12 protein-coding genes and 1 pseudogene are annotated in these 12,083 nt (G+C 68.3%); 11 read left to right on the top strand and 2 right to left on the bottom strand.

Annotation, left to right across the window (positions count from 1 at the left end; genetic code table 11):
• Positions 1-117: 117 nt before the first annotated feature.
• The 3 genes from XM48_RS09930 to dprA all read left to right on the top strand — a co-directional run bounded on the left by XM48_RS09930 (position 118) and on the right by dprA (position 3,484).
• Complete coding sequence (locus tag XM48_RS09930; RefSeq protein WP_046455652.1) at positions 118-507, top strand: YraN family protein; 390 nt, start codon at positions 118-120, stop codon at positions 505-507.
• The gene (locus tag XM48_RS09935) at positions 504-2,099 is read left to right on the top strand and encodes a YifB family Mg chelatase-like AAA ATPase (protein ID WP_046455653.1); all 1,596 of its coding nucleotides are present in this window, start codon (positions 504-506) and stop codon (positions 2,097-2,099) included. The genes XM48_RS09930 and XM48_RS09935 overlap by 4 nt, the downstream gene beginning before the upstream one ends.
• A gap of 164 nt (positions 2,100-2,263) precedes the next feature.
• Positions 2,264-3,484 (top strand): DNA-processing protein DprA, encoded by a 1,221-nt coding sequence (gene dprA / locus XM48_RS09940; protein ID WP_052961430.1) that lies wholly within the window; start codon positions 2,264-2,266, stop codon positions 3,482-3,484.
• 18 nt (positions 3,485-3,502) lie between these two features.
• Here the strand turns inward: dprA and XM48_RS09945 are convergent, their stop codons facing one another.
• Positions 3,503-4,249, bottom strand: a complete 747-nt coding sequence (locus XM48_RS09945; RefSeq protein WP_336653279.1) for an SDR family NAD(P)-dependent oxidoreductase — start codon at positions 4,247-4,249, stop codon at positions 3,503-3,505.
• A gap of 391 nt (positions 4,250-4,640) precedes the next feature.
• On the opposite strand from XM48_RS09945, the gene XM48_RS09950 reads away from it, so the two are divergent.
• A complete protein-coding gene (locus XM48_RS09950; protein WP_046455654.1) occupies positions 4,641-5,600 on the top strand; it encodes a tyrosine recombinase in 960 nt (319 codons plus the stop codon).
• Positions 5,601-5,796: 196 nt separating this feature from the next.
• On the opposite strand, the pseudogene XM48_RS18685 reads toward XM48_RS09950, so the two are convergent.
• A pseudogene (locus XM48_RS18685) lies at positions 5,797-6,270 on the bottom strand (peptidoglycan DD-metalloendopeptidase family protein); the annotation flags it as partial.
• Positions 6,271-6,643: 373 nt separating this feature from the next.
• On the opposite strand from XM48_RS18685, the gene rpsB reads away from it, so the two are divergent.
• From rpsB to XM48_RS09985, 7 genes are all read left to right on the top strand, one after another.
• Positions 6,644-7,486: a 30S ribosomal protein S2 gene (rpsB, locus tag XM48_RS09955; protein ID WP_046455655.1), complete on the top strand. Its 843-nt coding sequence runs from the start codon at positions 6,644-6,646 to the stop codon at positions 7,484-7,486.
• A 55-nt stretch (positions 7,487-7,541) separates the two neighbouring features.
• Positions 7,542-8,372: a translation elongation factor Ts gene (gene tsf / locus XM48_RS09960; RefSeq protein ID WP_046455656.1), complete on the top strand. Its 831-nt coding sequence runs from the start codon at positions 7,542-7,544 to the stop codon at positions 8,370-8,372.
• A gap of 95 nt (positions 8,373-8,467) precedes the next feature.
• Positions 8,468-9,187 carry a UMP kinase gene (gene pyrH, locus XM48_RS09965; protein ID WP_046455657.1) on the top strand — a complete coding sequence of 240 codons (720 nt, stop codon included), beginning with the start codon at positions 8,468-8,470 and terminating at the stop codon, positions 9,185-9,187.
• Between the two features lie 33 nt (positions 9,188-9,220).
• On the top strand, positions 9,221-9,775 hold the full coding sequence (gene frr / locus XM48_RS09970; RefSeq protein WP_046455658.1) for a ribosome recycling factor: 555 nt from the start codon (positions 9,221-9,223) through the stop codon (positions 9,773-9,775).
• Between the two features lie 5 nt (positions 9,776-9,780).
• Complete coding sequence (locus XM48_RS09975) at positions 9,781-10,680, top strand: phosphatidate cytidylyltransferase (RefSeq protein WP_046455659.1); 900 nt, start codon at positions 9,781-9,783, stop codon at positions 10,678-10,680.
• Positions 10,677-11,342, top strand: a complete 666-nt coding sequence (locus tag XM48_RS09980; protein ID WP_084821107.1) for a DivIVA domain-containing protein — start codon at positions 10,677-10,679, stop codon at positions 11,340-11,342. Before XM48_RS09975 ends, XM48_RS09980 begins: the two co-directional genes overlap by 4 nt.
• A 153-nt stretch (positions 11,343-11,495) precedes the next feature.
• On the top strand, positions 11,496-12,077 hold the full coding sequence (locus XM48_RS09985; protein WP_084821108.1) for a transglycosylase SLT domain-containing protein: 582 nt from the start codon (positions 11,496-11,498) through the stop codon (positions 12,075-12,077).
• Positions 12,078-12,083 lie beyond the last annotated feature (6 nt).

Genomic DNA, 12,083 nt, shown 5'->3' on the forward strand with positions numbered 1-12,083 from the left:
GTTCTGCGTCCCTCCCCAAGGCGCGTCGACGCGCGCATGAGCTCTGTGACGCGCTGAGGCCTGTGCACAGCGCACCGGGCGGGTGCGCCACCTTCGAGACTGTGCTCGGAGGTGCAAATGACCAGCACGAATACCCGGACGCTCGATACCATCCCCGACCGCCAGACTCTGGGGCGATGGGGCGAGAAGACCGCGGCGGACTACCTCGAATCCCGCGGATACCGCATTCTCGCTCGCAACTGGCGTACGCGGGAAGGCGAGCTCGACCTCGTCGCCTGCCAGACTGATTGCCTCGTCGCGGTCGAAGTGAAGACTCGGAGCGGTCAGGGGTACGGCAGCCCGCTCGAAGCGATCACGCGACGTAAGGCCCGCCGACTGAGACGACTGCTGCTCGAATGGGTCAGGGAGCATCGGCCGGGAGCTGAACGACTCCGGATCGACGCGATCGGCATCACGGTGAGGCCCGGAGAACTCCCCGGGATCGACCATCTCCGGGGGATCGTATGAGCGAGACCGCAGTCTGCCGTGCCGCTGCGATCGCACTGTCTGGACTCGACGGGGCACCCGTGTTCGTCGAGGCGGCGCTCTCCCAGCAACTCCCCGGGATCGGAATCGTGGGTCTCCCCGACACCGCGCTCGCCGAAGCGAAGTCTCGTGTCCGGGTGGCCACTGAGAAGGTCGGACTCAAACTGGCCGACCGATTCATCCTGATCAACCTCGCGCCCGCTGCGCTTCCCAAACACGGGTCGGGGTTCGACCTCGCGATCGCGCTTGCCGCCCTCGCCGCTTCCGGAAGAGCTCCGGCCGCACGGATGAGCAGCGTCGTGCATCTGGGTGAGCTCGCACTGGATGGTGAGCTCCGGCGTCCTCCGGGCCTGCTCAGCGCGGTTCTCGCTGCGCGTCGCCTCGGGTTCGAACGGGTCATGGTTCCGGAATCCGCCGCGGTCGAATCCTCGCTGGTGCCCGGCATTGAGACGATCGCGGTCCGCGATCTCGCGGACGCCGTCGCCTGGCACTCCGGAGAAGACCGCGCCTGGCGAATCGTGGCCCCGGAGACCTCCGCGCGGCGGAACGAGCCTGCTCGCGCACGTGACCTCCAAGATGACGATCGTGCGCACCCGGCACCCGACGGGGCTCCGGACACGGTCGACATCATCGGACAGGACGAAGCGGTGGACGCGCTCGTCGTCGCAGCGGCGGGCAGGCACCATCTCTCACTGACCGGTCCTCCGGGCGCAGGGAAGACCCTGCTGGCGGCTTGCCTCCCGACGATCCTCCCCGATCTGAGCCCGGAAGAATCCCTCGTCGCGAGCAGCATCGCCTCGCTCGGCAGCGACACGCTGAGGCACCTGGTCGTGCGCCCTCCCTTCGAACAACCTCATCACACTGCATCGGCGATCGCGATCATCGGCGGGGGCGATGGCAGAGGAGTGCGTCCCGGAGCAGTGACGCGGGCTTGCCACGGAGTGCTGTTCCTCGACGAGGCCGCGGAGTACCCGAGGCACGTCCTCGACGCGCTCAGGCAGCCGCTCGAATCAGGAACCGTCGACATCCACCGTGCTCGTTTCCGCGCGACGCTCCCGGCGAAAACGCAGTTGCTGCTGGCATCGAACCCCTGTCCCTGCGGGAATGCAGGATCTCTCGACGCCGCGGCGGAATGCACGTGCACGCCCATCGCCAGGATGCGGTACCGGTCGCGTATCTCCGGCCCGCTGTCCGACCGGATCGATCTCAAGATCGAGGTGCGTCGAGTGTCCAGCGTGCAGGAGCGCCCCGCAGGCGCCGAGGGACGGACGAGCGCAGAACTCCGTGCGCGTGTCACACGCGCACGAGAACGGGCGGCCGTGCGGCTGCGAGAAACCCCCTGGACCGTCAACTCCGACCTCCCAGGGCAGTGGCTTCGCGGACCCGCGGCGAAACTGCCCCGCTCCGAGACGGTGGTGCTCGACCGGGCCCTCGCTCTCGGGGCGGTGACGCTTCGAGGCTACGACCGGACGCTCCGCGTCGCATGGACCCTGGCTGACCTCTCTGAGGTCGACCGTCCCGGACGCCGGGAGATCGCCCAAGCGCTCATCCTTCGTGAGGGGAATCTGGCATGACAACCGCTGACGCCCGAACACACGGGCAGAGCGCCGATGCCTCGAAGCCGACGCTCGCGGACCGTGAGCTTCGCAGAGCACTACGCAGGCTCTATCCGAGTTCTTCCGAGACCGTCTCCGCGCCGGAAGACGACTCGGGCGCCGACGAGGCGAGGATCGCCCGAGTGGCATGGTCGCGCATCCTCGAACCCGGAGACGGAACCGCAGGGGCCCTCATCGCAGCAGTGGGCGCGTCGACCGCGCTGAAACTGCTTCTTGCCGGAGCCTCACCCGAGCAGGTCGCCCGGGCATGGACGGAAGCGGACCCGCATGCCGCGCCCCAGAATCGATCGCTCCACGCCGCACTCGAACGCTGGAAACCGCGTCTGGACCGCAACGCGACGCTCGCCGACCTCGAACGAGCGGCTCAGGCCGGCCTGCAACCCGTATTCCCCGGAGACGGAACCTGGCCGGAACAGCTCCACGACCTCGGGCCACACGCGCCGGTCATGCTGTGGGTGCGCGGAGACCCGCGCGCACTCGGACTGCATTCGCTGGCGATCGTCGGGGCGCGAGCCGCAACTCCGTACGGAACGCACACCACCGCGGAACTCACCTCAGGAGTGTGCGTCGCGGGCGCATCCATCGTCTCCGGAGCAGCCTACGGAATCGACGCAGCGGCTCACCGCGCCGCGCTCGCCGCAGGCGCTCCGACGGTGGCGGTGCTTGCCGGCGGAGCCGAGCGTCCGTACCCCATGGGCAACTCGGATCTCATCGATCGAATCGCGGAGCACGGGGCAGTCTGCTCGGAGGTCGTCCCGGGCACTGCGCCGACACGATGGCGGTTCCTACAGCGCAACCGTCTCGTGGCAGCGCTCTCCGCTGCGACGCTGGTCACCGAAGCGGGCATCAGGTCCGGCTCGTTGAACACGGCAGGGCACGCGGCGCAGCTCGGACGTGCGCTGGGCGCCGTGCCCGGTCCGATCACATCGGCGGCCTCCGCCGGGTGCCACCGGCTGATTCGCGAGTACTTCGCATCGCTCGTCACGTCTCCGAGCGATGCCTGCGAGCTCGTCGGCCTGGACCTGGCCGTCGAAGCCCCGGGGACGCAGGTGAACTCGCGGGGCAATCGCAATGGTCCGATCGACGCGGATTCCTCCCCGGGTGGAACCGCAGGTGGGCCCCAGCGTTCTCCGATCATGCACCGACGCATCCTCGATGCGCTCCCGCTTCGAGGAGCACGCGGGCTGGACGCGATCGTGCAACTCGCGGGTGTCGCGCCCAGGGACGCCCGTGAAGCGCTCGCGGAGCTGGAACTGCTCGGTCTGATCGAGAAGCGCGAACGGCCGGATAGCTATGAACACCAGTGGGCGTTCTGCCGAGCCGGACGGGAGCGGCGCGGGTGAAGGGACGGGGCGCTCGGATCAGAAACGTTCGTCGAGAATCGCCGGGAGCACGAGCTCTCGCACGAAGGACGCGGGGGAGAGGCGCATCATCGTGCGCACGACCTCGACGACGTCATGCACCGGAATGAGCGTGCCTGCACCGCGAGCCGCTGCTTCTTCCACCGGGACCGACAGGGGGTCCTCGGTGTTCAAGAACCCCAATTGCAGCACGCTCACCGAGAGGCGGTGCTGACGGTAGCCCTCACGCAGAGCGTCGGCGATGCCGGTGAGAGCGAACTTGGAAGCACCGAACGCGACTTCCGGCCGGCCGCTGCGCGGCACCCCGGAGGTCGAGCCGGTGAGAATCACCCGCGGATGCGAACTCGCCAAGAGCGACGGCAGCAGACGGTGCAGCAAGAGCAGCGGGCCGGTGACGTTCGCGGTCACCAGCGCCTCGACCTCCTCCGCGCCGGACCCGAGGAAGTCGTACTCCTCGGAAAAGGCGGTCTCCTCCCAGATCCCGAGGTTGTAGAAGATCACGTCGAGCGTCGGCGGAAGGGCCTCGGCGATCGACGCTGCGGCTCCGCGCGGATCGGAGAAGTCGGCGCCGATCCAGGACAGAGAGCCGCTGCGTGCGTCTGCGGCGAGTTCCTCCGGCGGGTTCGCGCCGCGGGAAACACCGAAGACACGATGTCCGTCCTCGAGCATCGCGGAGGCGCGAGCGAGCCCTAGGCCGCGACTCGCTCCGACGATCAAGACGTTCAGAGAGGGCATTGCACTATTCATCGGAGGGCCTCCGGGTTGCCGTCACAAGAACCACCGCAGCAGAAGCGCCCAGGCCGGAGTGCGTCGAACGTCTCGTGAACCGCGCGGAATCGGTCTCCGAACGGCCTCGCCTCCGCGCCGAAGCAACGGCAACAGGAAGGCGTGCGCCCCGGGAGTCCCGCAGTTCGAGCGGTGGCATCGACCGCGATCTCGTCTCGCCCGCGTTCCGTGAGCAGTTCGACCGTCAGCCCTGAGCCCCGTTCGCGAACAGTCCGTCGAGACGGCATGCGGGTCGATCTGGTCGGCATTTCCACAGGCTAGCAGCGCGTGTGCGGCGTAGCCCGCGAGAAACCGCAGTCACCGACACGGGCAGCAGCGCGCACGATTTCGCCGGCAGCGCCAGAATGGGAGCATGAACCTCGGCACGGCGATCGACGGCTTCCTCACGGCAGTCGAGTTCGAGTACGGCTACTCGCCGCAGACCGTTCGCGCCTACCGTCGAGACCTCCTCTCCTTCTCGGAGTACCTCGAAGCGTCGGACCCCGACTCGGGGCCGGACTCGGACGTATCCGGACTCGGGCTCGAAGCGCTCCGGGATTGGCTCTGGTCCCGCCAGGAACAGGGACTCGCGCAGAGCACCCTCGCACGCAACGTCGCGACGCTCAAATCGTTCGGGAAATGGCTCGAACAGCATCGGCTCGTCGCGGGAAACCCGGCATCCCGACTCCGGACGCCGAAAGCCCCGCGCGCCCTCCCGAGAGTGCTCTCCGATGATCAGATCTCGCGCATCCTCGACCGTGCCGACGGCCTGGCGCAGACCGGAGACCCGATCGCGGTACGGGATCGAGCCCTTCTCGAACTGCTCTACGCGACGGCGCTTCGCGTCTCCGAAGTGTGCGGCCTCGACCTCTCGGGACTGGATCGCACCCAGCGCACCGTGCGCGTCGTCGGTAAAGGCGCGAAAGAACGGGTCGTCCCGTTCGGCGCCCCCGCCGCGCTCGCGCTCGAACAGTATCTGACGAGCGCCAGGCCGGATCTGCTGAGCGCTGCCACGGACACCGCGAACGCCTCGAAGGCCGAACGTGAGCGAGCAGGGGCGGCGGTGTTCCTCTCGGCATCCGGAAGCCGGATCCAGACGCACCAGATCTACCGCCTGGTCGCACGTTCGCTCGAGCAGGAACCCGGGAGCGGGCCCCGAGGCCCGCACACGCTCCGGCACACGGCCGCGACGCACCTGCTGAACGGAGGCGCGGACCTGCGCGTCGTCCAGGAGATGCTCGGCCACTCGAGCCTCGCGAGCACCCAGGTATACACCCACGTCTCGACCGAGCGCCTCGCGCAGAGCTATCGGCAGGCGCACCCACGCGCGTAACCCGTGTCACGGCCGCCGGCGGGTCGGCGTGCCCGCGACGCGGCTCTTCGCAGCGCGAGGCGACCCCATCGCCCCGATGCGGCCTCCGTCCGCGCCCCGGATCGCGACCGCGCACCGGACTCGGCATCGAAACGGTCGAACTCGACCAGGGGAGGAGCCTCGGCTTCGACACGAAGAACCTCACCGGATTCGCGTACTCGCCGTCGACGCGCACCCCGATATGGATGCACTCGTCCGTGCAATGGCCGCCCTGAGCGACGACGCCGACGGTGTCGCCTGCGGCCAGCGGCGTGCCTGCGACGAGCGTCGATTCGACCGGCTCGATCGAGAGCACCGTACGCTCATCGATCCTGATGGAGAGCACCGGCCGATCCACCACGGTTCCCGCGAAGGCGACCGTTCCGCGGGCGGGCGCGCGCACCGGTCCGCCGGGAAACGCGGGTACATCGATTCCTCGGTGCCCCGACGCGTAAGGCGAGGGCGGCGCCCGATACGGACCGATGACCCGGAAGGGCCCGGGAACGGGCGAAGACCAAGCCACCCGCTCGCTCGGCTGGACCGGCGGCGTCGCTGCAGACGGCCCGGCGGTCGACGCGGTCGACCAGGAGAGGAGCAGTGCGGCGACGGGCGCGAGCAGCGGCCGTGCACGGAATCGGAGAGGGAGGGGCATGCGTGAAGTCTGCGGTCGGGTGGGTGTGCGCGGTGCCGACTCCACAGGAGATCGGGCGAGAAGGCATGACCGGATGCGCCGACGCTGCTTGGGGAAGCAGAAGCGGCTCTCGGAGGCGCGCCGGAGCGCGTTCGACGGTGCCGCGTATCGGCAATCCGTGTATGCTTGTGGGGCACCTCTTATGGGGTGACTTCGCGTGCCCGCTCATCGGCGCGCCGCCACCGGTCTTCACCGAGCACTTCCCTCGCGGTTCTTCGTGAGGTGTGCATGGGGAAGCGGCGGATCCCGAGGGCACCAGGAATCGGTCGCATCGCGACCGGCACTCAACCGCAAGCGCGCACCGTTCGGTGCGCTGACACCAAGGAGAACGACCATGGCCGTCGTCACCATCCGCCAGCTGCTCGACAGCGGCGTCCACTTCGGACACCAGACCCGTCGCTGGAACCCCAAGATGAAGCGCTTCATCTTCACCGAGCGCTCGGGCATCTACATCATCGACCTCCAGCAGTCGCTCGGCTACATCGACGACGCGTACGAGTTCGTCAAGAACACCGTCGCCCGCGGCGGCAACATCCTCTTCGTCGGCACGAAGAAGCAGGCCCAGGAGGCCATCGCCGAGCAGGCCGCTCGCGTGAACCAGCCCTACGTGAACCAGCGCTGGCTCGGCGGTCTCCTCACCAACTTCCAGACCGTCACCAAGCGCCTCGAGCGCATGAAGGAGCTCGAGCAGCTCGACTTCGAGGGCGGCACCAGCGGCTTCACCAAGAAGGAGCTCCTGCTCAAGAAGCGCGAGCTCGAGAAGCTGCAGAAGTCGCTCGGCGGCATCCGTCACATGACCAAGACGCCGTCGGCGCTCTGGGTCGTCGACACCAAGAAGGAGCACCTCGCGATCGACGAGGCGAAGAAGCTCGGGATCCCCGTGATCGCGATCCTCGACACCAACTGCGATCCCGACGAGGTCACCTTCCCGATCCCCGGCAACGACGACGCCATCCGCTCGGTGTCGCTGCTCACCCGCGTGATCGCCGACGCCGCCGCTGAGGGCCTCATGGAGCGCCACCAGAAGCCGGCCGAGGGCGAGACCGCCGCCGAGCCGCTCGCCGAGTGGGAGGTCGAGCTGCTGAACGCCGACCAGGCCGCCGAGGCGCCCGCAGTCGAGGCACCCGCAGCCGAGGCCGCCGCGGCGACCGAGGCTCCCGCCGAGTCTGCCGAGTAATCGGTTTCCGAACCACCGACAGAACCGACACACCACAATCCTGAAGGAGTCACACATGGCTGCAGTGAGCATGGCCGCTGTGAAGGAACTGCGCGATCGTCTCGGCGCAGGAATGGTCGACAGCAAGAACGCTCTGGTCGAGGCTGAGGGCGACATCGAGAAGGCCATCGAGATCCTGCGTCTCAAGGGCCTGAAGGGCGTCGCGAAGCGCGGCGACCGCGAGGCGAGCGAGGGTCTCGTCGCGGTCAAGCAGACCGAGGGCGCTGCCACGATGATCGAGCTCGTCTGCGAGACCGACTTCGTCGCGAAGAACGAGAAGTTCATCGCCCTGGCGGATCGCGTCCTCGAGGCGATCGCCACCGCCGGTGCGGGCACCGCCGAGGAGGCCCTCGCGGCACCCCTCGACGGCAAGACCGTGGGCGACGTCATCAACGACGAGGCCGCGATCATCGGCGAGCGCATCGTGCTCCGCAAGGTGACCCGCATCGAGGCTCCCGCCACCGCCGTCTACCTGCACCAGACCTCGAAGGATCTGCCCCCGCAGATCGGCGTGGTCGTGGGCTACGAGGGTGCCGACGCCGATGCTGCGCTCAGCATCGCCCGTCACATCTCGTTCGCCGATCCGGTGTACCTGAACCGCGAGGACGTTCCCGAGGCCGAGGTCGAGAAGGAGCGCGCGCTCGTCACCGAGATCTCGAAGAACGAGGGCAAGCCCGAGGCTGCACTGCCGAAGATCGTCGAGGGTCGCCTCACCGCGTTCTTCAAGCAGATCGCGCTCAACGAGCAGGTGCACGCGCTCGACGCCGACAAGCGCGAGGTCAAGAAGGTCGCCGATGCCGCAGGCATCACCGTGACCGGCTTCGCACGCGGCAAGGTCGGCGCCTAACCGCTGATGCAGAGAGACCCGGGTCCTGGTGACCCGGGTCTCTCTCCATGTCCAGACACTAGAATTCACTCAGCCCAACCCGAAGGAGACCTCCGATGACCTCGACCGCCACCCGCAAGCGCCGCGTTCTGCTGAAGCTGTCGGGGGAGGCGTTCGGCGGAGGGACGCTCGGGGTCAACCCCGACGTCGTGAGTCAGATCGCGCGCGAGATCGCGGCCGCGATGGAGACCGCGGAGGTCGCGGTGGTCGTCGGCGGCGGTAACTTCTTCCGCGGCGCCGAGCTCTCGCAGCGCGGCATGGACCGTGCTCGAGCCGACTACATGGGCATGCTCGGAACGGTCATGAACGCGCTCGCGCTGCAGGACTTCCTGGAGCAGGCCGGCGTCTCGAGCCGCGTGCAGTCCGCGATCACCATGACCCAGGTCGCCGAGACCTACATCCCGCTGCGCGCCGTCCGGCACCTCGAGAAGGGGCGCGTGGTCATCTTCGGTGCCGGCGCCGGCCTGCCCTACTTCTCGACCGACACGGTCGCGGCGCAGCGCGCCCTCGAGATCCAGGCCGACGAGGTGCTCGTCGCCAAGAACGGCGTCGACGGCGTCTACACCGCCGACCCGCGCCAGGATCCGGACGCCCAGCTGCTCGACGAGATCAGCTACAACGACGCGCTCGTGCGCGGCCTCAAGGTCGTCGACTCGACCGCGTTCAGCCTCTGCATGGACAACGGCATGCCGATGCGCGTGTTCGGCATGGAGCCCGCTGGCAATGTCACCCTGGCCATCCGTGGAGAGCGTCTGGGAACGCTCGTCCACCGCTAAGCTTGAAACATTCACTTCAGAAAGGGGCGCACCGTGATCGATGAGGTCTTCGCCGACGTCAAGGACCGCATGAACAAGGCGGTCGAATCCGCGAAGGAGAGCTTCGCCACGGTGCGCACCGGCCGTGCCAACCCCGCACTGCTCCAGGGCGTGCTGGTCGACTACTACGGCACCCCGACGCCGCTCCCGCAGCTGGCCGCGGTCGCCAACCAGGACGCGCGCAGCCTGATCATCACCCCCTACGACAAGGGTGCGATGAAGGACATCGAGCAGGCGATCCGCGACATGCCGAACCTCGGGGCCAACCCCTCGAACGACGGTTCCGTGATCCGCGTGAACCTGCCCGAGCTCACCGAGGAGCGCCGCAAGGAGTTCGTCAAGATCGTCAAGGCCAAGGCCGAGGACGCCCGAGTCGCCGTGCGCAACCTGCGCCGCCGCGCCAAGGACGATCTCGACGCGCTCAAGAGCGAGGTCGGCGAAGACGACGTCGTGCGTGCCGAGAAGGAGCTCGAGGCGCTCACCAAGCAGATCATCGACCAGGTCGATGATGCGATGAAGCGCAAAGAGACCGAGCTGCTGGAGGTCTAATCCAGATGTCGGGCGCCGAGCGGCGCGAGGAGCTTCGCGCACAGCTCGAAGCCACCAACGCCAAGATCGAAGCCCGTGCGGGACGCAACCTGTTCCTCGCGGTCGGTTCGGGCGTCGCCTTCGGCGCGCTCTTCCTGGTGAGCCTGTTCATCTGGAAGGATCTCTTCGCGCTGCTCGTCGCCGCGATCGTCTCGGTCGCGCTCGTTGAACTCGCGGCCGCGTTCCGCACCGCGGGACGCCGGGTCCCGAGAGTCGGGGTCGTGCTCGGCGGACTCATCGTGGTGGGCGGCGCCTACTTCTACGGTGCGGCGGGCATGGTGCTCGGCCTCTTCGCGGGCTCGATCCTGCTCACCGTCTGGCGGCTGATCGAGGGGCTCTTCCCGCAGTGGGAGACCCCGCCGAAGACGCTCAACCGGGACGTCTTCTCGGGGCTGTTCACCCTCGTCTACGTCGCGTTCCTCGGTTCGTTCAGCGTGCTGCTGCTCATGTCCGACCGGGGCGAGTGGTGGGTGTTCACGCTCGTGCTCGTCGTGGTCTCGGTCGATATCGGCGCGTACGCCGCGGGAGTGACGCTCGGCAAGCACAAGATGACACCGCGGATCAGCCCGAACAAGACGTGGGAAGGATTCGCGGGAGCCGCGGTCGTGGCGCTCGCCTCCGGCGTGCTCGCCTCGATCTTCGCGCTTGAGGAATCCTGGTGGGTCGGTGCGATCATCGGCGTGCTGGTACTGCTGACCGCGACCGGCGGAGACCTCACCGAGTCGCTCATCAAACGGAATCTGGGAGTCAAAGACATGAGTTCGTGGATCCCCGGTCACGGCGGTCTGCTCGACCGTCTCGATTCGCTGCTGCCCTCTGCGGTCGCCGTGTACGGCGTCGCGCTGGCGCTCGGAGCGGCGGCATGACCGCGGGAGCGCCGATCGACGGCGCCGCGGGCACGACGCCGATCCCGGTCGGGGACCCGGTCGAAGCAGATACCGCACCGGTGCCGAGCCAGCAGCTCGGCGGGGGAGCAGCCGACACCTCCTTCCCGAGGGCCGGCCGCAAGCAGCTCGGCTACCGCACCGCCGACGTCGACCAGTTCCTGCTGCAGGCGCGTCGCACGTACGAGGGCGATCCGTCGCTCGCGAGCCCCGTCACCTCGCAGGAAGTACGGCGCACGGCGTTCCCGGTGCACCGGCGCGGGTACTCCGCGCGGTTCGTGGACGCCGCGATGGATCGCCTCGAGGAGGTCTTCTTCGAGCGGGAGCGTCGCGAACGGATCCGTGAGATCGGTGAGGACGCCTGGTGGGCGGATACGCAGCAGCTGCTCTCCGAGGTGAAGGGACGGCTGCAGCGCGACCGCGGTCGGCGCTTCCGGCGGCGGGGGTTCCTGACCACGGGCTACCGGATCTCCGAGGTCGACGCGTTCCTCGACCGCATCACCGCGATGTTCGAGGGCAACGAGACCGTATCGAGCATGGAAGTGCGCTCGGCGGTGTTCCACTCGCAGTGGCGGGGCTACGACGAGGACCAGGTCGATGCGCTGCTCGACAGCGTCGTGGTGCTGCTGCTCGCGACCCGTTGAATCCGCGTGAACCGGGACGCACCGCACCGACGAACCGACGCGCCAGCTGAATCCGGGCTGCGCCGCAACCACTATTGAGATAGAATCGTGACCATTGTGACTGCAACGACTCGACAGAACCGACCCGCACCGGGATGGCGACGCGTGCGTGGCATGGCCTCCGCGACCGCCGTTCTCGCCTTCGTCGGTACCCTCTCCGTGGTGCCCTATACGGCGCCGAACGCTTACGCGGACCAGGAGTTCATGGCGACCCAGGATCAGCGGCTGCACCAGCAGTTCGTCCCTGCGACGGCGACCGAGACCTCCTTCGACCTCGCGGCATCGCCGATCGAGCTGGTGCCCGAGGCGAAGCCCAAGAAGGTCGAGAAGACCGAGACGGCGACCGACACCTCCGAGCAGAGTGCGCAGGATCCGGCTCCGGCCGGGGCGGGTGCTCCGCCGATGTACACCGGCGGGGGCTCGCCCGCCGAGTGGATGGCCGCCGCGGGCATCGCGAAGAGCGACTGGGGCTACGTCGACTACATCATCTCGCACGAGAGCACCTGGAACCCGAACGCGACGAACGCGAGCTCGGGCGCCTGCGGGCTCGCCCAGGCGCTGCCCTGCAGCAAGGTTCCCGGCGGGAACGGCTACGATCCGGTCGCGAATCTCCAGTGGGCGAGCGGCTACGCCGTGAGCCGGTACGGCAGCTGGAAGGGCGCCTACGAGGCCTGGACCGTTCAGAACTGGTGGTGAGGCCGG

This window comes from Leucobacter sp. Ag1 (assembly GCF_000980875.1).
Taxonomy (GTDB): Bacteria; Actinomycetota; Actinomycetes; order Actinomycetales; family Microbacteriaceae; genus Leucobacter; species Leucobacter iarius.

Coding starts and splice junctions, on each gene's coding strand:
- XM48_RS09930 (WP_046455652.1), top strand. CDS start 118: ATGACCAGCACGAATACCCGGACGCTCGATACCATCCCCGACCGCCAG.
- XM48_RS09935 (WP_046455653.1), top strand. CDS start 504: ATGAGCGAGACCGCAGTCTGCCGTGCCGCTGCGATCGCACTGTCTGGA.
- XM48_RS09945 (WP_336653279.1), bottom strand. CDS start 4,249: ATGAATAGTGCAATGCCCTCTCTGAACGTCTTGATCGTCGGAGCGAGT.
- XM48_RS09950 (WP_046455654.1), top strand. CDS start 4,641: ATGAACCTCGGCACGGCGATCGACGGCTTCCTCACGGCAGTCGAGTTC.
- rpsB (WP_046455655.1), top strand. CDS start 6,644: ATGGCCGTCGTCACCATCCGCCAGCTGCTCGACAGCGGCGTCCACTTC.
- tsf (WP_046455656.1), top strand. CDS start 7,542: ATGGCTGCAGTGAGCATGGCCGCTGTGAAGGAACTGCGCGATCGTCTC.
- pyrH (WP_046455657.1), top strand. CDS start 8,468: ATGACCTCGACCGCCACCCGCAAGCGCCGCGTTCTGCTGAAGCTGTCG.
- XM48_RS09975 (WP_046455659.1), top strand. CDS start 9,781: ATGTCGGGCGCCGAGCGGCGCGAGGAGCTTCGCGCACAGCTCGAAGCC.
- XM48_RS09980 (WP_084821107.1), top strand. CDS start 10,677: ATGACCGCGGGAGCGCCGATCGACGGCGCCGCGGGCACGACGCCGATC.
- XM48_RS09985 (WP_084821108.1), top strand. CDS start 11,496: ATGGCCTCCGCGACCGCCGTTCTCGCCTTCGTCGGTACCCTCTCCGTG.